28 protein-coding genes and 1 tRNA gene are annotated in these 21,128 nt (G+C 61.4%); 17 read left to right on the top strand and 12 right to left on the bottom strand.

The window, feature by feature from the left end; translation table 11 throughout:
- The first annotated feature begins 40 nt into the window (after positions 1 to 40).
- Positions 41 to 712, top strand: coding sequence for an ANTAR domain-containing protein (locus tag H7C86_RS28605; protein WP_020968724.1), 672 nt, complete (start codon positions 41 to 43; stop codon positions 710 to 712).
- A 185-nt stretch (positions 713 to 897) separates the two neighbouring features.
- Complete coding sequence (locus tag H7C86_RS28600; protein WP_020906545.1) at positions 898 to 1,215, top strand: WhiB family transcriptional regulator; 318 nt, start codon at positions 898 to 900, stop codon at positions 1,213 to 1,215.
- Between the two features lie 9 nt (positions 1,216 to 1,224).
- Here H7C86_RS28600 and H7C86_RS28595 read toward each other — a convergent pair whose 3' ends face one another.
- Positions 1,225 to 1,662, bottom strand: coding sequence for a hypothetical protein (locus H7C86_RS28595; RefSeq protein WP_029254688.1), 438 nt, complete (start codon positions 1,660 to 1,662; stop codon positions 1,225 to 1,227).
- A gap of 236 nt (positions 1,663 to 1,898) precedes the next feature.
- Here H7C86_RS28595 and H7C86_RS28590 point away from each other — a divergent pair, with 236 nt between their 5' ends.
- Both H7C86_RS28590 and H7C86_RS28585 read left to right on the top strand, forming a co-directional pair.
- Positions 1,899 to 2,333, top strand: a complete 435-nt coding sequence (locus H7C86_RS28590) for an anti-sigma factor (protein ID WP_019747468.1) — start codon at positions 1,899 to 1,901, stop codon at positions 2,331 to 2,333.
- 95 nt (positions 2,334 to 2,428) lie between these two features.
- Complete coding sequence (locus H7C86_RS28585; RefSeq protein WP_223258034.1) at positions 2,429 to 3,148, top strand: SigB/SigF/SigG family RNA polymerase sigma factor; 720 nt, start codon at positions 2,429 to 2,431, stop codon at positions 3,146 to 3,148.
- Between the two features lie 15 nt (positions 3,149 to 3,163).
- Here the strand turns inward: H7C86_RS28585 and H7C86_RS28580 are convergent, their stop codons facing one another.
- On the bottom strand, positions 3,164 to 3,412 hold the full coding sequence (locus H7C86_RS28580; RefSeq protein WP_020968722.1) for a hypothetical protein: 249 nt from the start codon (positions 3,410 to 3,412) through the stop codon (positions 3,164 to 3,166).
- Between the two features lie 317 nt (positions 3,413 to 3,729).
- On the opposite strand from H7C86_RS28580, the gene H7C86_RS28575 reads away from it, so the two are divergent.
- From H7C86_RS28575 to H7C86_RS28565, 3 genes are all read left to right on the top strand, one after another.
- A complete protein-coding gene (locus H7C86_RS28575) occupies positions 3,730 to 4,167 on the top strand; it encodes an STAS domain-containing protein (protein ID WP_141487661.1) in 438 nt (145 codons plus the stop codon).
- Positions 4,168 to 4,253: 86 nt separating this feature from the next.
- A complete protein-coding gene (locus tag H7C86_RS28570; protein WP_020968720.1) occupies positions 4,254 to 5,231 on the top strand; it encodes a YihY/virulence factor BrkB family protein in 978 nt (325 codons plus the stop codon).
- A gap of 316 nt (positions 5,232 to 5,547) precedes the next feature.
- The gene (locus H7C86_RS28565; RefSeq protein WP_003943666.1) at positions 5,548 to 5,751 is read left to right on the top strand and encodes a cold-shock protein; all 204 of its coding nucleotides are present in this window, start codon (positions 5,548 to 5,550) and stop codon (positions 5,749 to 5,751) included.
- Positions 5,752 to 5,879: 128 nt separating this feature from the next.
- Here H7C86_RS28565 and H7C86_RS28560 read toward each other — a convergent pair whose 3' ends face one another.
- The gene (locus tag H7C86_RS28560; RefSeq protein ID WP_019747472.1) at positions 5,880 to 6,119 is read right to left on the bottom strand and encodes a CDGSH iron-sulfur domain-containing protein; all 240 of its coding nucleotides are present in this window, start codon (positions 6,117 to 6,119) and stop codon (positions 5,880 to 5,882) included.
- Between H7C86_RS28560 and H7C86_RS28555 the strand changes: the two genes are divergently transcribed.
- Positions 6,120 to 7,169: an iron-containing redox enzyme family protein gene (locus H7C86_RS28555; RefSeq protein ID WP_020968719.1), complete on the top strand. Its 1,050-nt coding sequence runs from the start codon at positions 6,120 to 6,122 to the stop codon at positions 7,167 to 7,169.
- Here H7C86_RS28555 and H7C86_RS28550 read toward each other — a convergent pair.
- The gene (locus H7C86_RS28550) at positions 7,126 to 7,824 is read right to left on the bottom strand and encodes a HemK2/MTQ2 family protein methyltransferase (RefSeq protein WP_037277350.1); all 699 of its coding nucleotides are present in this window, start codon (positions 7,822 to 7,824) and stop codon (positions 7,126 to 7,128) included. The two genes, H7C86_RS28555 and H7C86_RS28550, sit on opposite strands and share 44 nt — an antisense overlap.
- 110 nt (positions 7,825 to 7,934) lie before the next feature.
- Here H7C86_RS28550 and H7C86_RS28545 point away from each other — a divergent pair, with 110 nt between their 5' ends.
- The 5 genes from H7C86_RS28545 (at position 7,935) to H7C86_RS28525 (ending at position 11,938) form a co-directional block, all read left to right on the top strand.
- Complete coding sequence (locus H7C86_RS28545; protein ID WP_020906539.1) at positions 7,935 to 8,702, top strand: GAF and ANTAR domain-containing protein; 768 nt, start codon at positions 7,935 to 7,937, stop codon at positions 8,700 to 8,702.
- A gap of 233 nt (positions 8,703 to 8,935) precedes the next feature.
- Positions 8,936 to 9,640 (top strand): glycosyltransferase family 2 protein, encoded by a 705-nt coding sequence (locus tag H7C86_RS28540; protein ID WP_021343174.1) that lies wholly within the window; start codon positions 8,936 to 8,938, stop codon positions 9,638 to 9,640.
- Positions 9,637 to 10,575, top strand: coding sequence for an acyl-CoA dehydrogenase (locus H7C86_RS28535; protein WP_182262704.1), 939 nt, complete (start codon positions 9,637 to 9,639; stop codon positions 10,573 to 10,575). The genes H7C86_RS28540 and H7C86_RS28535 overlap by 4 nt, the downstream gene beginning before the upstream one ends.
- Positions 10,569 to 11,327 (top strand): PIG-L deacetylase family protein, encoded by a 759-nt coding sequence (locus tag H7C86_RS28530; protein ID WP_030535919.1) that lies wholly within the window; start codon positions 10,569 to 10,571, stop codon positions 11,325 to 11,327. The genes H7C86_RS28535 and H7C86_RS28530 overlap by 7 nt, the downstream gene beginning before the upstream one ends.
- Positions 11,324 to 11,938 (top strand): bifunctional 2-polyprenyl-6-hydroxyphenol methylase/3-demethylubiquinol 3-O-methyltransferase UbiG, encoded by a 615-nt coding sequence (locus H7C86_RS28525; RefSeq protein WP_141487662.1) that lies wholly within the window; start codon positions 11,324 to 11,326, stop codon positions 11,936 to 11,938. The genes H7C86_RS28530 and H7C86_RS28525 overlap by 4 nt, the downstream gene beginning before the upstream one ends.
- Positions 11,939 to 11,990: 52 nt before the next feature.
- Here the strand turns inward: H7C86_RS28525 and tatA are convergent, their stop codons facing one another.
- Genes tatA through H7C86_RS28510 form a run of 3 tightly spaced genes read right to left on the bottom strand, consistent with a single transcriptional unit; the run spans position 11,991 to position 14,458 of the window.
- Entirely contained in the window at positions 11,991 to 12,167 is a 177-nt protein-coding gene (gene tatA, locus H7C86_RS28520) for a Sec-independent protein translocase subunit TatA (protein WP_019747480.1), read from the bottom strand.
- Complete coding sequence (locus H7C86_RS28515) at positions 12,167 to 12,838, bottom strand: Rid family hydrolase (RefSeq protein WP_020968713.1); 672 nt, start codon at positions 12,836 to 12,838, stop codon at positions 12,167 to 12,169. Before H7C86_RS28515 ends, tatA begins: the two co-directional genes overlap by 1 nt.
- A gap of 39 nt (positions 12,839 to 12,877) precedes the next feature.
- Positions 12,878 to 14,458 (bottom strand): FAD-dependent oxidoreductase, encoded by a 1,581-nt coding sequence (locus tag H7C86_RS28510; protein WP_182262709.1) that lies wholly within the window; start codon positions 14,456 to 14,458, stop codon positions 12,878 to 12,880.
- Between the two features lie 238 nt (positions 14,459 to 14,696).
- On the opposite strand from H7C86_RS28510, the gene H7C86_RS28505 reads away from it, so the two are divergent.
- A complete protein-coding gene (locus tag H7C86_RS28505; RefSeq protein WP_141487663.1) occupies positions 14,697 to 16,208 on the top strand; it encodes an APC family permease in 1,512 nt (503 codons plus the stop codon).
- Positions 16,208 to 16,960, top strand: a complete 753-nt coding sequence (locus H7C86_RS28500; RefSeq protein ID WP_021333867.1) for an IclR family transcriptional regulator — start codon at positions 16,208 to 16,210, stop codon at positions 16,958 to 16,960. The genes H7C86_RS28505 and H7C86_RS28500 overlap by 1 nt, the downstream gene beginning before the upstream one ends.
- A gap of 3 nt (positions 16,961 to 16,963) precedes the next feature.
- Here H7C86_RS28500 and H7C86_RS28495 read toward each other — a convergent pair whose 3' ends face one another.
- From H7C86_RS28495 to dcd, 4 genes are all read right to left on the bottom strand, one after another.
- Positions 16,964 to 18,487 carry a hypothetical protein gene (locus H7C86_RS28495; protein ID WP_141487664.1) on the bottom strand — a complete coding sequence of 508 codons (1,524 nt, stop codon included), beginning with the start codon at positions 18,485 to 18,487 and terminating at the stop codon, positions 16,964 to 16,966.
- A 30-nt stretch (positions 18,488 to 18,517) separates the two neighbouring features.
- Positions 18,518 to 18,724 carry a hypothetical protein gene (locus H7C86_RS28490; protein WP_019747486.1) on the bottom strand — a complete coding sequence of 69 codons (207 nt, stop codon included), beginning with the start codon at positions 18,722 to 18,724 and terminating at the stop codon, positions 18,518 to 18,520.
- 91 nt (positions 18,725 to 18,815) lie between these two features.
- Positions 18,816 to 19,100: a hypothetical protein gene (locus H7C86_RS28485; protein WP_019747487.1), complete on the bottom strand. Its 285-nt coding sequence runs from the start codon at positions 19,098 to 19,100 to the stop codon at positions 18,816 to 18,818.
- 25 nt (positions 19,101 to 19,125) lie between these two features.
- Positions 19,126 to 19,695 (bottom strand): dCTP deaminase, encoded by a 570-nt coding sequence (dcd, locus tag H7C86_RS28480; protein ID WP_019747488.1) that lies wholly within the window; start codon positions 19,693 to 19,695, stop codon positions 19,126 to 19,128.
- 305 nt (positions 19,696 to 20,000) lie between these two features.
- Here dcd and H7C86_RS28475 point away from each other — a divergent pair.
- Together H7C86_RS28475 and H7C86_RS28470 are read left to right on the top strand one after the other, a co-directional pair.
- A tRNA-Gly gene (locus H7C86_RS28475) sits at positions 20,001 to 20,074 on the top strand.
- 279 nt (positions 20,075 to 20,353) lie between these two features.
- Complete coding sequence (locus tag H7C86_RS28470; RefSeq protein ID WP_182262703.1) at positions 20,354 to 20,539, top strand: hypothetical protein; 186 nt, start codon at positions 20,354 to 20,356, stop codon at positions 20,537 to 20,539.
- Between the two features lie 61 nt (positions 20,540 to 20,600).
- Here H7C86_RS28470 and H7C86_RS28465 read toward each other — a convergent pair whose 3' ends face one another.
- Positions 20,601 to 21,101, bottom strand: coding sequence for a hypothetical protein (locus tag H7C86_RS28465; RefSeq protein WP_182262702.1), 501 nt, complete (start codon positions 21,099 to 21,101; stop codon positions 20,601 to 20,603).
- Between the last annotated feature and the right edge of the window lie 27 nt (positions 21,102 to 21,128).

Raw genomic sequence — 21,128 nt, 5'->3', positions numbered from 1 at the left:
GGGCCGCAGCCGTCGAAGACAGGACAGAAACGACACAATCATGAGTTCGAGCACTCTCCGCTCGATCGTTCGAAGCGATCGATTTGCGGCAAGCACTTCTTCTCTTCTGCTCGTGGACAGCGATTTCCGTATCCAGGGCGCAAACGACGAATACCTTGCCGTGTCCGGCCGCAGCCTCGATCAGTTGCACGGAGTGGAAGTGTTCGAAGCCTTCCCCGACAATCCCGACGACTCGTTTGCCGACGGAATCTTCTCGTTGACAGCGTCATTCGAGCGCACGATGCACTCCAGAACTCGGGACGCACTGCCGACTCAGCGTTACGACGTGCGCGATGAGCGAGGTAGTGGGCTGTTTGTCACGCGCTATTGGAATACGGTCAATTCCGCCGTCACCGATGATGACGGCAGGGTGATCGGAGTGCTTCATCGTGTGTACGAGGTTCAACGACCCCAGGCTCAGCAGTCCAGTTCAGCGTCAGACGTCCTCACCCGCCTTCGCGCGGAAAACGACGAACTGAGAAGAGCTTTGGATTCTCGGCCCGTGATCGAGCAGGCCAAGGGATTACTGATGGCCGAGCGCGAGTGCTCGGCCGACCAAGCCTTCGACCTTCTGGTCGAGATGTCGCAGGAATGGAACGTCAAGGTGCGCGACATCGCCGGTGGTCTTGTCGCCGCAGCAGAGAGACGTGCCGTCGATCAAAAGAATTCCTGACGACCGGGATTCAAAGGTTGTACGGCTGGGTAATGACCGACCAGAGGTACCCCCGAAATCTTCCCCCTCGAGGGAGGAGCCTCGAAGGTCCCGCCGGTTCAGGCCGGCGGGACCGAGCTTTGCCTTAGTACCCGACCTGGATCCCCGATCCGAGTCGAGTTCGTCACGCAGCGAAGGGAACGTCCATGTTCATGCGCTCCTACACATCTCCCAGGCCCCTTGCCGACGAGTGGGATTGGCAGCTGTCCGGCACCTGCCGCGACACCGACCCCGCCCTGTTCTACGACGACACGAACGAGCGCGGCTCCAGGCGAGCGAAACGCGAGAGTTCGGCGAAGCTGGTGTGCGCCAGGTGTCCTGTCGTTCAGAGATGCCTCGTGCACGCCATCCAGACCGGGGAACCCCACGGTATCTGGGGCGGCATGACCGCGACCGAACGAGAATCGTTGCGTAAAGGTCGAACTGAACCACTGATCAGTGCCGCTGCGAACTCACCGGAGTAGGTGGCAACCTCAGGGCCTGGCCTCGTGATGTCGTAAACCGTGCGTGCGGCGTCGCTCCTTCATCTCGGCTTCGAAGAGGTGCGGCACTCCACCGGCCAGCTTGTCACGCACCACCTGTTCGCATTCGCGAAAGAAGGACCAGTAGTTTTCGTCGAACTCCTCGACCAGCTGGAAGGTCCAGCGCCCTTCGACCACGTTCCGGCCCATCAACTCTTTCTCGACCTGATCGGCCAGCTCGTCGTTACCGCTGGTTCGCAGTAGCTCTACGACCTCGTCGAGCATCAGATCTGCATGTCCGATCAGCTGATGGAAGTCGTACAGAGCGCCTCGCGCCCGCTCCACCGTTTCGAGGGCGTTCGACAACACCCCCGCTGCCTTCACCTCGTCGTCCGTGACGCCTTCCGGTCGTGCGTGTACGGGGATTTGCCTGTCCGCCTGAGTGCCCATGAAACGGACGTACCCGAACGGGTCACAAATGAAAGATGGGATTCGGTACGAGCGCACCACAGGTGATGTGTCTCACAATTCATCCTCTAGTTCGGGTAAAGAGGATTACTTCGCCGGGCGAAGGGTAATCGAAGGCCATGAATACTTCCGGGGTAGAGATGGCTGGCACGCATGGCCGGTACCGTTCCTTGCCTCGGTCCGCCGGAATTACGCCACATCTACCTACAGGAAGCCCCTTGATTCCTCTGTCGAGTCCGACCGAAGCCGAACTTACTCACGACTCCATTGCCTCGCTCCGCGTCCGAGCGTCGTACTCCCAACTGCCGACTCTGCGCGGAATCACCCGCACGGTTGCCAACAACACCGGATTGGACGTCGACGGGACAGCCGACCTTGCTCTGGCGATGGACGAAGTCGCGAGCATCCTCATCGGCCATGCGATACCGTCCAGCGACTTGACCTGCCGATTCGAGACCTACGGTCGCACTCTTCGGATCGTCGTGTCGGTGATCGCGCACTCCGAAATACCCGACAAGTCCCACAGCTTCGGATGGTTCGTTCTCGAAGCACTGGTCGACTCGGTCCGTTTGGAGCAATCGGAAATCGACGCGGACGGTCACATCACCCTGACGATGACGCTTGAAAAGGGCTTGCTCCAGGAGCGTGCGTGACCGCTGTCCCACCGGACGATACTGTCCCACCGGACAAGGCTGTACCACCGGACAAGAAGGACCAGTACGAACTAGCTGTCGAATTGTTCGTCTCGATGGCCTCGCTTCCGCCGGATGACCCGACCCGAGAAAAGATCACCAACTCGATCATCGAACTGTGCCTACCGCTCGCCACCCACGTTGCACGTCGCTACCAGGGGCGCGGCCAGCCTTTCGAGGACTTGGAACAAGTTGCGCGCGTGGGGTTGGTACAGGCTGTGCAGCGATTCGACGTAGACAAAGGATCGGATTTCCTGTCGTTCGCAGTCCCCACCGTAATGGGTGAGGTGCGCAAGCATTTTCGCGATCACGGCTGGTCCGTACGCGTACCTCGCAGCCTTCAGGAACGGCATCTCGCCCTCAACCGGGCGCTCACGTCGTTGTCGCAGACGCTCGGCCGTGCACCGACGGTAGCGGAACTTGCGACGGAGCTCGACATCGAGCCGGACGAGGTCGAACAGGGGTTGACCGCCGGAAATTCATATCGAACCACACCGCTCGACACCGCGTCAGCCGGCGACGGGAGCGGACTGACTCTGATCGATACTTTGGGACAGTACGACGAAGCGATCAGTCGGATCGACAATCACGAAACCCTGCGACCCGCGCTCCTTGCACTACCGGAGCGCGAGCGCACGATCGTGGTTCTCAGATTCTTCGGTCATCTCACCCAGTCCCAGATTGCCGAAAAGATCGGCATCTCTCAGATGCATGTATCCAGAATCCTCACTCAGACACTGAAGCAGCTGCGCACCGAGATGGGTGAAATCTTCTGAAGTAGGTCCCCAGGATCAGATGTATTCCTGCGCAAGACGTTCCATCTCGTCTCGGTCAATGAGCCCGGGCTGGCCGATGTCGAGAGCCTCGAGATACTTGTTGGCGAGGCGGTAATCGTGCCCCCACCGGCCGTGCTCGCCGTCCTGCTCGGTGCGCTGAACACTGGAACCGGGCGGAACCTCGTCCTGCAGACCGTTGGTCTCCGCGCCGATCAGTGTGTCGAGCTTGGTCGAGATGGCCGTGAGTGCATCGCGGTCGTTCATCTGAAATCCCTTCGTCAGGTGGCGCTGATCCCCAACCATACCGAAGTGTCGAGCCAAAAACATTGCACCGCTTAATGTTCGACTACAAGCCTGGACCGATCCAAGCCCTCGAGCTACACTGAGCGATACCGAGGTTGAGAATACAGCCGGGGCTGAAGCCGCTGGCGCTCGGTTCGCATCAGGACTCTGGATTCAGGTCACAACTTCCTGCGTACATCCATTGGGCTCAATGCTTTCCACACCTGGACTCTTCCACTTTCCGTGCCGCCAGGTCGGTCGTCAGCCTTTCGACGAAAAGCACACAGACCGGATCTGCCATGAATCTGAATGAACTCGACCACACAGCGATCGATTTCGTCGATCCCTCAACACAATTGGGTCCGATCGTGGACACACAAGGCTTCGCGGCCTGGCGGATAGCACCCTCGACAGTCCTGATCCAGGTCGACGTCGACCTCGATAAACTGTCCGCCCCAGAACTGAGAGAACTTCTCAACTCGTACGCTGCGGAGTGGTCCCGCGTCATTCTCGACCTGTCCAACTCACTGTTCGTCGGTGCGGTCTGTCTCGAACTGTTCGCCGAACTGAACTCCCGTTCACGAGCGCACGACTTCCAGTGGTCCGTCATCGGGTCACACCCGCTTCGACGCTTGCTTCGGGCCGCACGGGCGGAAGAGGAATTTCCGGTCGCCAACTCTGTCGAGGGAGCAATGCGCGCGCTCGCCGAAGCAGAAAAGTCACTCGAAGCCTCCTGACGCCAAGCCTGCACCGGCGTCGAGCGCCGCGCGCTCGCAGCGACTAAGGTTCGTCGGGCTGTCCGACGAGCTGAGAGAGACCGAGAATGACAATCGCCAAGCGCCTCGATGCCTTGCAACAGAAGCATCCGGCCCTGGGGTTCCCGATAGCGGTCCTCTACAAGTTCCTCGACGATCAAGGTGTTTATCTCGCCGCGCTGATCGCGTACTACGGCTTCGTCTCGCTCTTCCCTCTTCTTCTGTTGCTCTCGACCATTCTCGGCTTCGTGCTCTCTGGCAACCCCGAGCTTCAGCAACAGATCTTGGACTCCGCTCTGCATCAGTTTCCGGTGATCGGTGACGATCTGGGCAATGCGCAACAGATCGGCGGCGGTGTCACAGGGCTGGTGATCGGAATCGTCGGTGGTCTCTACGGTGGCCTCGGTGTCGCTCTGGCTTGCCAGAATGCGATGAACACGGTGTGGTCGGTGCCCCGAAACATGCGACCGGATCCCATCCGCGGGCGTCTTCAAGGGTTACTGCTCCTGGGCACCATCGGTCTCGCGATCTTGGGGACCACCGCTGTCTCCAACATCGGCGGTGCGCTTCATCTGGGCGGTTCGTTCAGCTTCCTGTTGACCCTTGCGGTAGTCGTCTTGAATGCAGGCATCTTCATCGTCGCTTTCCGGCTCACCTGCGCCCGCCCGCTCTCGGTAGCCGATGTGGCGCCTGGAGCGATCGCCGCTGCTGTTCTCTGGCAAGCACTTCAGTCCTTCGGTGCCCTCTACGTGACCTCCGTGGTGCGGGGTGCCTCGACCACCAATGGCGTCTTTGCCATCGTTCTGGGTTTGTTGGCCTTCTTGTTCCTCGCTGCCGCCGCGATCGTCATGTGCGCGGAAATCAACGTCGTGCGAGTCGACAAACTCCATCCGCGGGCGTTGTTGGCTCCGTTCACCGACAACACCGAACTCATCGAAGGCGATCGGCGTACCTTCGCCGATCAAGCAAAAGCCCAACGCGCGGTTCCCCACGAGAACATCCATGTGACGTTCGACGGGCACACCAAACCCGACGATTCGGACTGATCTCGACCCCGATCGAGTTGGGTATTTGGTCCCCTCCTGGGTATCGGGGTGGCATTCTGCGCCGCGAATCCAGATTTAACACAGGTGTTGTCATTTCGCGCTACATCGAAGCGACGAATACATCACAGCAGGTAAACGCGCATAGTTGAACAATCACCTGCTTCCGACGTGGTCCCGGAACGGGACAAACCCGTCAAATACTGCAACTCGCCATGCATGTAATTGGAGACAGAAAAAGAAGAGCATGGCAGGATCAGGTGTGAGACCGGACTCTCGATGGGAGGGCTCGGCTCGATGGATCCAGGAGAATTTGGTTATGGCTCAGGGCAGTGTCAAGTGGTTCAACGGTGAAAAGGGCTTCGGATTCATCGAGCAGGAAGGTGGCGGACCGGATGTGTTCGTTCACTACTCGGAGATCCAGGGCAGCGGCTACAAGTCCCTCGACGAGGGCCAGAAGGTCGAGTTCGAGATCGGACAGGGCCAGAAGGGCCCCCAGGCTCAGAACGTTCGCGCCATCTGAGTTCGATCCCAGTCTGACTTCAGACTGAAAAGGCTGGACGCTGCACCGCACGGTGCCGGCATCCAGCCTTTTCTTGGTTTCAGGGCCGTCTTGGTTTACGGGTCCGGCTCGTTCCGAGTTGGCCCCGGTTACGTCGCTCGCGCCCGCTTCTTCTTGTGGGAGCTGTCGCAGAACGGCGCAATGCCGGTCCGCCCGCATCGACACAAAGCAACCGTAGAGCGCTTGTTCTCTATCGGAGTGCCGTCGTCACGGAGCAACTCGAAGTCACCACGCACCAGCAGCGGGCCGTCCGAGCAGGCGGTTATGGTGGTGTTGTTACCGGCAACACTCGGTGTTTCGGCAGATGACGATTCGGGAAACGCGGTCATATGTCCTCTTCACTTCTCGATTCGGCCACTGGCGTGCCCACTTCCATGCCTGTTCCACAGGCTCGCGGCCCACTGAGCGCCACTCTCGTTTCCATTCTGCGCTCCTCGGCCGATCCGAGGGAGCTTACGGCTGCCGCTGACGCGTACGAGGTTGCACAGTCCATCGACCCCACCTACGACATTCTTCGAGACGACGACGCTCAGTTGACTCTGACGCTCCTCTACGAGCTTCATTTGCAGGGAATCGAGAACGTCTCGGACGCGTGGGAGTGGAATCTGGACCTGCTCGCGGCGAGGTCGCGTCTCGAGACGCATTTCGAGGCCGCCATCGTGGAACTCGTGGGAAAGGTTCCGTCGTCCGGTGACGTCGTAGCCGATTTGTGGGCGATGACGGCTCCCAGTGCAGGCCCCGGGCTGGCGTCCTTTATGGCGAAGGACGCCACAATCGATCAGTTCGCGGAGGTGCTGATTCACCGTTCGCTCAATCAGCTGCGCGAAGCGGATGTGCACACCCTTGGAATTTCGCGCCTCTCCGGTGCCGTCAAAGCAGCCCTCGTCGAAGTGCAGAGCGACGAGTACGGAGGGGGCAGCGCAGAGCGAATGCATTCGCGTCTTTTTGCCGACACCATGCGGGCTGTCGGCCTTTCGGACCGCTACGGCCACTACATCGACGCAGTTCCCGCGGTAACCTTGGCGTCGTTGAATGCTCTCTCGCTCTTCGGTTTTCATCGCCGACATCTCGGAGCGCTGGTCGGGCACCTGTGCGCCGTCGAGACCACGTCGGCGCTGCCGAGCAAACGGTACAGTGCCGGCTTGCGCCGACTCGGATTCGGTTCGGACGCGACACTGTTCTACGACGAGCACGTGGAAGCGGATTCCGTTCACGAACAGATCGCCGTTCGGGAACTTGCCGGCGGTCTTGCTTCTTCGCAGCCGCACCGCACCGATGACATCTTGTTCGGCGCTGCAACATGCCTCGCGTTCGACGACCTTCTCGGCGATCACCTCACATCGAGTTGGGAGAAGGGCGAGACTTCGTTGCGCGAATGATCACGAGTTGTTCGATTTCCTGACCGGTGGTGATCAACCCTCGTGCCTCGAGCATAGTGCGCCTCTCGCGCATCACGGGCCCGAAGGGAATGTACTTCCGGGCCGAGATCTCCACGGCCATACCGTGTTCCTCGAGTATCGCCTCGGTCTTGTCGACCCCACACAGTACCGACTGCAGAAGAAGTAGTGTGCCGCCGGGGACGAGTACTTCGTGAACGGTGGCCGCGATCCTGTCGATGAGGGCGCGTCCGTCCTTGCCTGCGTCCCAAGCCCGTTCGATTCCAGTGGTAGGTAGATCGTCTGCCAGTGCAGGGACGTACGGCGGGTTGGAGATCACCAGATCGAAGAGTTCGCCGTGTACCGCCTCGGTGAGGTCGCCGCGACGGGAATCGATAAGGGTTCCGTTGAGGATTCCGTTGAGACGAGCATTGGCGCACGCTCGGCGAGATATGTCGACCGCGACGACGTGGCCTGCACCAGCCGCCGATGCCGCGACGGCGAGGGCGCCGGTCCCCGTGCACAGATCCAGGACCCGGCTGCGAGCGGTGAGGTGCTCGAACAGCAACGCATCCGCCAGTAACGACGTGTCGTGTTGCGGTCGATACACACCAGGTAGACGCAGGATCATCATCGGCTCCTCTTTTTCAGGCGACATCGCACATCGCTGCGTGTGGCTACCCAGGAACCTCGGATTTCATGCGAACATCGCAGCATCGACTGCCCGGAACGGTTACATCGTCGCAGATTGCGGAGTAGACCTGAGTCATGACAGGCAATGCGGACGCTCCTCAGGTAGCCGCGGCGTTTGCTTCCGCGGCAGATTCGCTCGACACACTCGCCGAAGCGATTGCCGGACTCCGGTCCAATCTGAACACGGACGAGCATCTCGACTCCATGCTCCAACGTCTGGCCGAGACCGCGGTCAAAGCACTGCCTGACGCCGATGCTGTCAGCGTGACTGTGTTGTCCACCGATGGCCCACGAACTGCTGCGTCCACCGCGGACTACCTTTCCGAGATAGATGACGCCCAGCACTCCGCTGATCGTGGTCCGTGCGTTGACGCCGCGCGCACGGTGTCCTCGGTTCGGGCAAAGGTGGGTGATCACGTCGACGAATGGCCGGAATTCACCGACGAAGCCCGCAAACAAGGCGTCCGGTCCTACTTGTCCGTGCCGATCACCATGGGCGAAGGGAACACCGAACTGCTCGGTGCTTTCAACGTCTACGGATTCGCCTCGACAGAGTTCAAGGCCTTCGACGAAGAGTTGATGAAATTGTTCACCGCCGGTGCGGGCGCGGCGATCGCAGATTCACGACGCTGGCGTCAAGCACACGAGCACATCGAACAGTTGCACTGCGCCATGGAATCTCGGGCCGAGATCGAACAAGCCAAAGGTGTCCTGATCGCCGTCCACGGCATCGACGCCGAGGAAGCATTCAGCCGTCTTGTGCAGCAATCGCAGAACACCAACGTGAAACTGCACGAGGTTGCCCGGATGCTCATCGATTCGGTGCGCCACCGCCGGCTCTGAAGATTCTTCGGTGCAAAACCCCGTTTTGCACCTTAAAGCACAGTCGCAAAACCTCGTCTTGTACCCCGAAGTCACAGTTCCCAAACGCATCCAGAGATGTTTCACCGAAACAGTTTTCGACCTGCGTGACTGCTGGCGGTCGAGCGGCGGCACTCGTCCGAAATGTGGTTATCTGTTGAGAACCGGGACGAAAGAAGACCCGACCGTACCAGGGTGAGGAAAGGATCGTCACTGTGCCAATCGACCAGGTTCTTGTCGTAGTTCCCGCCCACAACGAAGCCGAAGACCTCCCCAATTGCCTTCGCGCACTCGCAACAGCGGCGTCGGCTTGCGTTGTCCCCGTCCGACTGGTTGCCGTCCTCGACAACTGTTCGGACGGAACCGCCGGTGTCATCCCCGACGGGGTCGAAGTACTCCGCGTCGAGCACCAGAACGTCGGACGTTCGCGAGCGACGGGCTTTTCCGAGTTCGGCCGAGAGTTGGGAGCTTCGGCGTGGTTCACCACCACCGATGCAGATTCGGTGGTCGGCCCCACCTGGATTGCGCGCCAATTGGAGTATGCGCGTACTGCGGACGTCGTCGCGGGAACCGTACGCATCGCGGATTGGGAAGGCCATCCACACTCCGTTCGTGAACGATACGAACGTATGTACCACGCACATCCATATGGTCGACACGGTCACGTCCACGGGGCCAACCTCGGTGTCCGCGCGGATATGTACTGGAGCGTCGGAGGATTCTCCGATCTCGAAGAAGACGAGGACGTCGATCTCGTCCGGCGGTTGAGCGAGGCTGGCGCCTGTATCGCGTGGGCAGAGGACATTGCGGTCACCACGTCTGCGCGTCTCGACGGCCGAACTCCGGGCGGCTTTGCCGGTCATATCCGTAACCTGGGTTGTACGACCGCCGATAACGAAGAAGCGGAGCTGGCACGATGAAACGACTACACACACTCCTGGACGCAGGTGGACTGTACTTGCCGCTTCCCGGCGGCGGCGCGACAGCCGCGCGGTGGACCTCCCTGGCAGAGCTCACGCGCGAGAATGTGGTTCTCGGGCGGATGGCTGAGGCTCACACCGATGCCGTCGCGATACTCACCGAACTCGACGGGCCGGATCCCGAACCCGGGCAGCTGTGGGGAGTGTGGGCGGCCGAGCCACCCGAACCTGTGGTGAATGCGTCTGAGCACGTAGGGATCTGGACGCTCACCGGCCGCAAATTGTGGTGTTCCGGTGCCAACACCTGCACGCATGCACTGATCACCGCCTTGGTCGACGGAGTACCCTCACTCTTCGCAGTTGAGCTCGGACCACCTGGGGTGCATCCCGTTCCCGATTCGTGGAAGGCCGTCGGTATGGCCGAAAGCGACTCCAGCGCGGTCGACTTCGACATGGTTCCGGCGATACCGGTCGGGACGGCAGGCGACTACCTGAGTAGGCCGGGGTTCTGGCACGGCGCGATAGGCGTGGCTGCATGTTGGTACGGCGGTGCCTGCGGCGTTGCAGATCCGTTGTACGACAAGGCTGCAAGCAGCGACGATCCCTACCTACTCGCCCACCTCGGCGCGGTCGATGCGGCGCTGGCCGCAGCGCGCAACGCGCTCGCAGTCGCGGCGGCGGAGATCGACGCCGATCCTTTCGACGAAAATGCCGAGGCCATGCAGCGGGCACTCCGTGTGCGGGCAATTGTCGAGCGCGCCGCCACCGAGACCCTGGATCGGGTGGGACGCGCTCTCGGCGCCGCACCGCTCTGCATGGACGCCGAGCATGCCGCGCGGGTAGCCGACCTCACCGTCTACTTGCGGCAGAGCCACGCCGAGAAGGATCTCGCCGAACTGGGCCGGATTGCGGCCAAGGGGAAACGGCCGTGGTGAACTCGAAACTGTTCGCGCAGAAGCCTGTCGACGATGGCGGCACTCCCGAATCGACATGGCAGGAGTGGGGACGCAGCTTTCCGGAACTGGATCTCACCGGGTGCTCGCGATTGATCGTCGTCGCTCCCCATCCCGACGACGAAATACTCGGACTGGGTGGAACTGCTCTTCTCGCAACGCTTTCCGGCATCGACGTTCACGTGGTGTCTGTCACCGACGGTGGAGCCTCACATCCCGATTCACCAACAGTGACTCAGCCTGAGATGGAACATCTCAGGCGGTCCGAGTCGGATCGAGCAGCGCGTGTACTCGGAATTCCCGCACCGGTTCGATTGAGCCTTCCCGACGGGAAGATCAGGGAGAACCGACAGGAGTTGACCGACCGTCTCAGCTCGATTCTCGGTGATTCCTCGACGGGTACCTGGTGCGCCTCGACATGGCGCGGGGACGGCCACCCCGACCATGAAGCCACCGGGGAGGCAGCGGCGAAGGCCTGCGCGGACACTGGATCACGATTGATCGAGTACCCCATCTGGGCGTGGCATTGGGCTGAGCCGGATCATGCAGCAGTCCCGTGGGAAAGGGCCAGAAGAGTGGCCTTGCCCTCCGACGTTCAGGCTGCAAAATCCGCTGCTGCCAATGAGTTCACTTCACAGATCGCCCCGCTTTCCGACCATCCCGCGGATGCACCCATCCTCCCCCGACATGCGATGGAACGACTACTGCGACCGTACGAAACGGTGTTCGTATGACCGATCGTGAGCTTCCCGCGGACTACTTCGCCAAGATGTATGCGGCGCAATCCGATCCGTGGGACTTCGAATCCCGGTGGTACGAGCAGCGAAAGTACGCGCTCAGCGCCGCGATGCTCCCCAAACCTCGATACCGTCGCGCATTCGAACCAGGATGCTCGATCGGGGTTCTCACCGAGAAGTTGGCAGAGCGCTGCGACAGCGTTCTCGCCACCGACATCGTCCCGGCCGCACTCGAGAGCGCCCGTGCGCGGCTTACCGGACGTGATGCCGAATTTCGTCTGTGGGCGTTGGGTGACGACTGGCCCGACGAGACTTTCGACCTCGTCGTCATCAGCGAGGTCGGCTACTACCTGACCTTCGAAAAGCTGATCGAGGCAATGCTGCACGTCGTCGAGCATCTCGAGACTGGTGGAACGCTGCTGTGCGCCCATTGGCGTCACGTCGTACCGGAGTATCCGCAGAACGGTGACGCCGTTCATTCGGCTGTGCGCCAGACACCGGGGTTGGCGCAGTTCGCGTCGTACCAGGACGAGGACGTGCTGATCGATGTCTTCGTGAAGGGTCCGCCGTCACCACCATCGGTAGCGCGTTCCGAAGGTCTGATCTAGAAGACCTGTGCGCGGTTGAGGAGTGTGGGGACTCCTCAACCGCGCACAGGGGTCAGTCTCGCTTCTCCAACGCGAGGTCCGTATCCGAGTGCAGTTCACCGACTTCGGTCTTGAGGATCCGCATCGACCTGCCAAGGCCGCGGGCCGCGTCGGGCAGCTTCTTCGAACCGAACAGCACCACGAGCACTACTGCGACGATTGCCCAGTGGGTCGGGCTGAGCGCGCCCATCAGGCGGGTTCCTTGCCATCGGGGTACACCGCGTCGACCTCTACCTCGACGAGCCAACCGGCAACGGGCAGTCCGGCAACCTCGAGGGCGAAGCGGGTGGGCCGAGCGCTGTTGCGCTCGATCGGAGCGATCGGCTCGGCAGTGCCCATCGGCACCAGCTCCGTATCACCGGTGTCGAGATTGGTATTGGCGAAGAACTGACGGTACGCGCGATTCCATCCTGTGTAGTCGGCCTTGTCCGACCCCGGCGCGTTGTCCAGGAAGACGCGCATCGTCACGACGTCTTCGAGACTCAATCCCTGGGCTTCGAGGTTGTCGCGGATCTTCTTGAGTACGTTGATGCCCTGCGCCTCGGTGACGGTGACCCCGGCAGGCAGAACTCCGCCGGAGAACTGGCCGTCGATGTACGACTCCGGCGAACCTTCCGGCGCCGCCTTGTTTCCTGCCGACGGGCCGATGCCGCTGGTCTTGTAGATCGCGGTGTCGCCGCCGATCGCGACACCCTGAGCGATCATCGGGTTTGCCTGCCCCGCTTCGAGAATCGATTTGGAGACGAACGAACTCGATGTGGTCTCGGCGTCCGCCTCATCGGACGAGCAGGCCGTGGCGAAGCCCAGTAGCGCGGTGGCGGCGAATGCCGCTGCAAGGACCTTGGTGCTGCGAGATTTCATGATGTGACCTCCAGAGAAAGTGATGGAAAACGAAGCACGTCAGGCAGTTTGCGCAACACGCTGATGCAGATGGGTGACGACGTCCTGCGCGGACGTGAAGGCCCCGTGCTGCCAGGCGATGGCGTTGGAGAGGTGATCGCCGGCGAAGTAGATCCGGTCGACGGGTTCGAGCAGCTTGGTGTACTCGGGAGTTGCCATGCCGCCGTGGGAATCTCCCGCGCCGGCCCATGATGCCCAGGCGGATTCCGAATACTTGGTGCGACGCCAGCTTCCGGAGAAGGACGACGAGATGTCGCGAGTGTATTTGTCGCCGTGGATTTCTGCGCCTTCGGCGATGGCCTTTGCCAGCCGCTGACGGTGGGTGAGCGATTCGAAAGCCTGTTGACGCTTACCCGAGCTGTAGTACGCGACCACGACGCCGCGGTCGGAGTTGTAGTGGTCGTAGGGGAACATGATCTGGGAGATGTCGCGGTCGGTGTTCGACGCGCCTCCGTAGATGCGGTCCTCCGTCTCCCACCTCCGACGCGAGTATTCGATACCGAGCTTGCCCGACGACGACGGCTTGGCTGCATCCAACGCGAGCAGGATGTCGGAGGGCAGGTTGTTGTTCAGCCGCTTGATCAGGTGCGGTGGGATCGTGCAGATTGCGTAGTCGGCGGTGATCGACTTGGTTTTGCCATCGACGACGTAGTCGACGGTGACGCCTTCCGGCACGTTCTTCATGCCGCTGACCTCGGCGCCGAACTCGATGTTGTCCATCCCGATCGCGTCCTGGAACTTGTAGTAGATCCGGTCCATGCCGCCGACGGGGGTCATCATCGTCATGGCCTGGTCGTAACCGAACTCGAAGGAGAATGCACGTCCGATGCCGCCCTGGATGACATCGCTCATCCCGAATGGTTCGATCTCGGTTCCGAAGTTGAGGCCGGCGCCCGGCTCGGCGGAGTGTCCTCGACGCGAGGATCCGACGTAGCGGCCGTCGCTGGAGAGATCACCGAAGTCGGTGAGGAAGGACGAGAGTGCTTCTTTGTCTTCCTTGCTCAAGACCTGGTCGAGAGCGCCCTGATTGGTGGCCTTCTGCAGCAGCTCGGACATGTATCCGTAGGTGTCGGCTTTGGCTGCTCGGTAGGTGATCGACTGATTCGCCAGCGGCTTGTTGCCGGTGTAGTTGACGAAGGTGTTCGCATTCTGGTTTCCGAACATCTGCAGTTCGACGCCCAGTTCGCGGCAGTAGTCGATGGTGTTGTGATTTTGCGGAATACGCGTCGCACCGAGGTTGTAGAAGTGCCCCTCGGAGAACGTACAGGTCTGTGTCTCACCGTTCAGGTCGGTTTCTTCGGTGCCGTTGCGGATCGACCACACCCGACCACCCGGCCGGTTGCGCGCTTCGAGGACAGTGACCTTGTATCCGGCCTTCTGCAGTTCGTAGGCGGAGCACAGACCGGACGGTCCACCGCCGAGGATCACGACGGAGTGATTTCCCTTGACCTTTCCGATCAGGTCACCCGCGGCAGGTGCCTGAAATCGCCTCGGCGTCGACGCCACCGCCGGCGCCAGGCCGATGGACGACATAGCACCGAGTGCCAGGCCGGCGCCGCCGGTGATTCCCAGACTGCGCATGAAAGATCTACGTGTGTATGGCATTCGAGCTCCCCAGTGTGCTCCCGGTGACCCGGGTGGTTGGTGTTGAACACAGACTTCAGGAGCGTTGGGTCCGGAACTTGACGCGCAGGAAACAGTCAGTGGGGACCGAGTGAGAAACCTGCGAGCATCAGCATCGGGCTCTCTCACCCGAGTGCGATCAGCGGAAGCATGTCCGCAATATCCGCGTTACAGAACCGGACTAGCGTGACGCGACATGTCCGCTCTCACCGAAGCTATCGCGCGGTCCTTCACCACGCGCGAGAAGCAGCCCCCGGCGCGATCACCGCTGCGCGCGTTGGGCCGTCGGCAACTCTCGGGCGCCGAAGTGCTGGCCCAGTCGGTGGCAACCACCGCCCCTGCTGTGTCGATGGTCGTTCTGCCCGTCACCATGCTGACACACGGCCGATTGTTGAGCGGGATGATCACCATCATCGCGGCCACCGTGCTGGTGACGCTCATCGCTTTCTGCGTTTCGCAGTTCACGCGCCGAATGGCAGCATCGGGCGGGCTGCACAGCTTCGTCTTTCGTGGCCTGGGCACCCGGGCAGCATTGACCACCGGCATCGCCATGCTGGTCAAGTACGTCGGCAGCGCGGTGATGACGCTCTATCACGGAGGACAGGCCGCAATCGCTTTGCTCGGCTTCGCGGGTGTGCACGTGGACAGGACTTTTCACGTCATCGCGCTCTATCTGGGGATAGCCCTGCTGATTCTCGGTGCCCTCGTTCGAAGTGTCAGATTTGCTGCTCTCGCGATCCTCGTCGTCGAAAGCTGTTCACTTCTGTTCATCGTCGGGCTCATGATTCTAGGCGGTTCCGGAAGCCAACAAGCACAGATCGTTCCGCCCACCTCCGGCCACGGGCTGTTACTCACCGCCCTGGCTGCCGTGTTCGCTCTCGCCGGATTCGAGAGCGCGGCCTTCTTCGGCCCCGAAGCTCGTCGTCCGCTGGTAACCGTCACCCGCACAGTCCTTCTCACCCCGATCATCTGTGGATCGCTCTTCATCTTTGCGGGCTGGGCCGCTTGGTCGGGACGTAGCGACACCCTCGTCAACGCCTATCTCCACGGAACAGCGACGGGTGTGAGTCCAGGTGTCGTCATCGCGCTCAACGTCGGTCTGGGGTGCTCGTGGCTGGCGTCGTCGATGGCGTCGTCCAATGCTGCGTCGCGACTGGTCTACTCGTTCGGCGTCGAACGCCTACTCCCCCGCCGGTTCGCCTCGGTTCACAGTGCCTTCCGTACGCCCTACTTCGCATTGACTACCGTGGTCTGCACCGTCCTGCTGGGCGGCGGAACCTTTGCCGTTCTCGGGCGCGGAGAGATTTTCGACGACGTTCGACTGACGGTTCGCGGTGCCGTCATCGTTGCCTATGCACTGGTGGCGATCGCATCGGTTGTCTTCCTGACGCGTATCGGAGAGCACACTCCCGGCGTTCTCGCAGCCGCGTCGTGTGGAAGTGGTGCCGGTGCGATAGTTCTCGGTTACCTCGTTTACGCCAACACGATCGACCATGCGTACGTTGCACCGATCGCTGTGCTCGTGATCCTGACCTCGGGCACGCTCTGGCAGTTCTACCTGCGACGCCGAAGCCCCAAGAGCCTGCTGCACGTCGGCGCGTTCGACAGTCCCGAAACCGAGGACGTACTACCAGGAGCTGGGGTGTTCGCCACCGACGCAGCCGGAAACATCGTGCTGGTGGGCGAGCCGACTGCCGGCGCCCGCTGATGGTGGGCCGACCACGCGACCTCGGTGGGCACGAACCCCGAGCGGTTCAGCGCGCCCTTGCCCTCCTCGAGTCGGCGGCCAGGCTCGGATCGGGAGCCACCGCCAAAGACATTGCAGCCCTGGCCGACATCCCACCTGCCACTGCGTATCGGTTGCTCAACATCCTTGTCGCCGACGGTTACCTGGTTCGGATCGCCGACCTCTCCGGCTTCGCGCTGGGCCGACGCACCCGTGAATTGGCCGGGGCTGCCGCCGAACCCACCCCCGTCGACAATTCGGTGCTCCTCGAAGAACTTCGCGAACAGCTACGGTTCGGCGTCTACCTCGCGTCGTTTGCAGAAAACAGAATTCGACTGGTCGATCGCGATCCAGACCACGAGCTCAGCGGCGAACGGACGCTGGTCACAGCCGTTCACGCGTCGGCTATCGGGAAGCTGCTCCTCGCCAGCCGACCCGAATTGGCCGAGGCCCCATTGCGAAAGGTCACTGCACACACCATCACCGACGGCGACCAGTTGGAACTCGAACTCTCTCGGATCCGGCGCGGCGAGCCCGCCCGTGAGGTCGACGAGATTCGTGTCGGACGCTCCGCCGTCGCCGTCCCGATCCACGACGCGGAAAGGTGTGTCGTCGGTGCCTTGGCTGCGATAGGTCCGACCGGCAGACTTTCCGTCGACGACGTAGACCTGGTCGTGCTGTTGCGGGAGTACGCGGAACGCATCGTTGCACCGACGATGTCGAAGGCAAGCTGAAAATCAGAGGCCGAACACACGTTTGGCAAAGCCGAGATGCTCGTCGGCCCAGCCGATGACGCCGAGCGTGGAATCGAGATTCTGCGGCGGAGTGCGCACCAAGGTGTCGCGTCGGACGAGTCGGTCGAAATCGACCTGGGCGCGGTCGAACTGGACCCCGGCCGTGACCATGATGTTCGCCAGTTCTTGCGCCATCACCCCGTACGCGACTGTCGTGGGATGAACGCCGTCGAGCGAGAAGAGGCCGCCCGATGCGCGGCCGCCGCGACCGTCGGCGGAGAGGAACAGCGAGTCCGGCACGGGTTGCAAGTCGGTCAGTGCTTTGGGGAGGGGGTACGGCGTCCACCATGACGGCCGCGCATTGACGTCGGTGACGTAGCGCCGTGAGGCCACGCGCTCGAGCAACCCGGCAATATCGCAGAGGTACCAGTCCTTCCCCACCCGACGGGCATTCGCGACGGCTTGCTCGATTCCGTCGTTGTACACATCGATTGCGGTATCGACGGCCCACGCCTGCGCGCCGGTGATGTGTTGATCGCGCTGTGGGTCGAAGTCTGTGTCGCGCACCCACGGTCGCGCGTAGTACGGGAAATAGCGGGATCCGATTTCGATCTTGCCGCCGAGCCCGTGGGCGATCGGTGCGATGGTCACGTGTGGGACGGTGCAGAGGATGACGTGCTGGGCGTTGATCTTGCGGATCGCGGCCAGCACCTCGGCGTACTCCGACGCGAAGTGCTCGGGCTGCCACACCGTGTATTCGCGCTTGCCGTCCGGGTCACGGAAGTTGTTGCCGCTCCACTCGACTCGGAGTTCGGTGACGGTGCGGAGCGCATTGTTGGCCCCGAGAAAGACGATCAGAGTTTCGATGCCTTCCTTGCCCAGTTCCGCTGCCGCGTCGAACGCCGTCATGCGCTTCTCTGCCTCGGAGCCTCGCGGCAGAACTCTCAGTGCGGCGCGTTCGCCGTTGTTCTCGACGATCTGGCTGATCAGGTCGTCGTGCGGTTCGTGCAGGGCTGCCTCACACCCATGCGCGGTCTTGGTCAGAGCGTCACGAAGATCCCACCCGTAGACCGAAAGGTTGTGATTGATCGCCGAGAACGTCGGCGCCACGCTGCCCGGCCCACGCTCCCAGTAGTCCTCCACCTGATCCATGAACCCGCGTGCAGCAAAGAGTGCGAGCGGAACCTCCCAGAGGTCGAGCCGTGGGCCGAAGCGCTCTTCGAGGGTGCGGAGCAGCAGTTCGATGTTGAGTGGGAGCCCGCCCGGACCGCCGTATCGGGGAAAGCGGAACCGCTCGAGCCAGCCCAACTGGTGAGCAATGATCGACGGATACGACAGATCGGTATTGAAGACCGCCCCGCTCTGAAATCCCTGCGACAGCGAGTCGCCGATGACCACCAACCGGTGTGGAGCATCTCCCGCAGGCGGAACTACCGGAATCCCGACTGTGGGATCGAACTGCGGAATCCTGGGTCCTCCGGCGGCTGCGGCCACGACGTCGTCGGGAGTATCGGATGGAAGTTCCACGCCCACTCACCTCCGGAAAAGTTCAGCTGGTCAGCTGATCAGTGGTGGCTTACGCCGATCGGCATTGTCCTGATCCGATTGCTTCTCTATCGACCTGACAACCTCGTCGGCCCACTGTTGATTTCGGCCGTCGAATTCTGCGCGGTCCCGGCGCGCGATACCGCGTCCGACCAGGATGGCAATCGGAATGGAACACACGACCCATACGAGTAGTACGCCTCCGACAATCCACCACATACTCAGTAATTGTGCCCGATTCGCCGACCGTTGTGCTCCAGGTCGAAACTTCTGCCCGAATCGTGGCGTTCAATTGAGGTGAGCTCGCAGGTCAGTAACGATCGGCGTCGACGGTTTCGCGGACCTTACGGACCTGATTCCAACCACGAGCGGCGATGCCGAAGGCAACAAGCGACATCAGATCCGAGACCGTCAGACCGTGTTCTCGATTCAACGACCACAAGACCTGACCTTCCAGCGGGCCGTTGAAGAAGAGCCACGCCACTCCTGCGCAGACGGTCGCAACAACACTGGCCTTCGACGGCTTCATCAAGCACACGGTGCTGGTCACGAACAACAAGTTCATGAACACCAGACCGTAGAAAATTCCGATCATGCGACTCCCCCCGAAGTTGGTTCGTTCAGCTGCGGTTGAAGTTCAGGTACGCCTTCGACGGAGTCGGGCCGCGCTGACCCTGGTACTTGGATCCGGCCTCGGAGCTTCCGTAGGGGAACTCTGCAGCGCTCGACAGCTTGAGCAGGCAGAGCTGCCCGATCTTCATTCCCGGCCACAGCGTGATCGGCAGGTTTGCGACGTTGGACAGCTCCAGTGTGATGTGGCCACTGAAACCCGGGTCGATGAAGCCGGCAGTGGAGTGCGTCAAAAGGCCCAGGCGCCCGAGGCTCGACTTACCTTCGAGGCGGCCGGCCAGGTCGTTCGGCAGTGAGCACACTTCGAGAGTCGAACCGAGAACGAACTCGCCGGGATGAAGCACAAACGGCTCGCCCTCTGCTGGTTCGACCAGGCTGGTCAGCTCGTCCTGGCGCAGTGCCGGGTCGATGTGCGTGTACCGCGTGTTGTTGAACACCCGAAACAGACCATCCAGGCGCACGTCGACGCTCGACGGTTGCACCATGGAATCGTCGAAAGGGTCGATACCCAGACGTCCAACGGAGATTTCGGCACGGATGTCACGATCGGAGAGCAGCACAGGTAGAGGTTACCGGTTCTGCGGGCAGTACCGACCCATCGATGGGTGCGATCACACTGTGGCTACCGAACACGATGCGCGGGTTCTGGACTCCCACGGCAGAGCCCAGCCCCACCTGTCGCGAGTTCTCCATCCCGACAGGCTTTCCCGCGCATAACTTTTAGACGAAGATCCACCAATTGTGCCGACTTCGACACGCGCCTTCTCTTCAACGACGGCCAGTGATACGTCTGCTCGAATGCTCGTCTGATAATGTTCGGAAAGCACGTTGATCGGCGGTGAAAACACGTCCGGTCGGCTGCGACGCCGATGTAGTTCAATGGTAGAACATCAGCTTCCCAAGCTGAATACGCGGGTTCGATTCCCGTCATCGGCTCCACAGATTCTCCGCAGTTCAGAGTCCTTTTTGGGGCAGACGAACTTCGCTTGTTTGGGCCCCAAATCCTGTGACAGGTACACGGCAGGTACACAACCTCCTCCATTCAGTGATCAGTTAACGTGTATCCAACGCAAATGGGGGTGCTAGAGGACCGAGCGCAACCCTCTCGAGTCGTCGCATCCGCAGCAGCCTCGACGGCGTTCAATCCAAACAACACCGGATGATCAGTCCCACTACGACGACCAGGTTCCTCAGTGGCGGCATCGAAGGCACCAAAGCATGGTGGGCACGCGAGAACGAGTTCCACAGATCCAACTGCACGATCCGGCAGCGAGCGTTGTCCTCGCCAACTCAGCCGTTTCCGGCGGAGGGACGGATGTACTCCCAGCCGACCTGGCGCTCATCTCCGTCTGGGAAGCGGTAAGTGACGTCAATTCGTGCGTCGTCGCGTGCAGTCGTATATGACGGCACTACCGGCTCGGACCCCTACCGAGCGTGAATACTCAGACTGGGCTGCACAGAACGCCTACATCCCGAGGGATTGCGGAAGTTGGATCAAGACTCCAAATGCCGACAAGGAGAGTCCAAGAACCGCTGTCCGCAGCTCGATCACCGCGTGGCCGGTCTGCTTCCGGGATTCTTCCGCCAATGCAGAAAGTAGAGTTCGCTCGATCCGCTTGTGCTCAGCCTCGAACTTGTGTGCCTGCTGGCGTAGCTCGGATGTGAGTTCGAAAATGTCTCTGCGCGCGGCGTTCAGATTCGCTTCGAGCGCAGCCACTCTGGGCGCCAATGGTTGATTGGGATCAACGCTGACCTCCACGAGCGCCGACGCTGTGCCTATTGCGAGAGTGGCCGCCGTGGCGTGGACGGTGGCGCTTCGTCGACGGGGGAACGGATTCAAGTCGCGGACCCATTCGGGAAACAGATGAGCGCCATCAGCGGAGTGTCGCCATGCGAGGAAGAGTCCTCTCGCCGCCAATGCCAGACCTCCGATTTCCAAAGCCTTGCCGAGGTCCACTATCCACATTTATTGTCTGGTCCCTTCACGTGAGAA

Origin of the sequence: Rhodococcus sp. UFZ-B548, from assembly GCF_903819475.1 — a bacterium.
GTDB lineage: Bacteria > Actinomycetota > Actinomycetes > Mycobacteriales > Mycobacteriaceae > Rhodococcus_F > Rhodococcus_F erythropolis.
The sequence above is the reverse complement of the archived record's forward strand: the minus strand, read 5'-3'. Positions and strand labels throughout refer to the sequence as shown.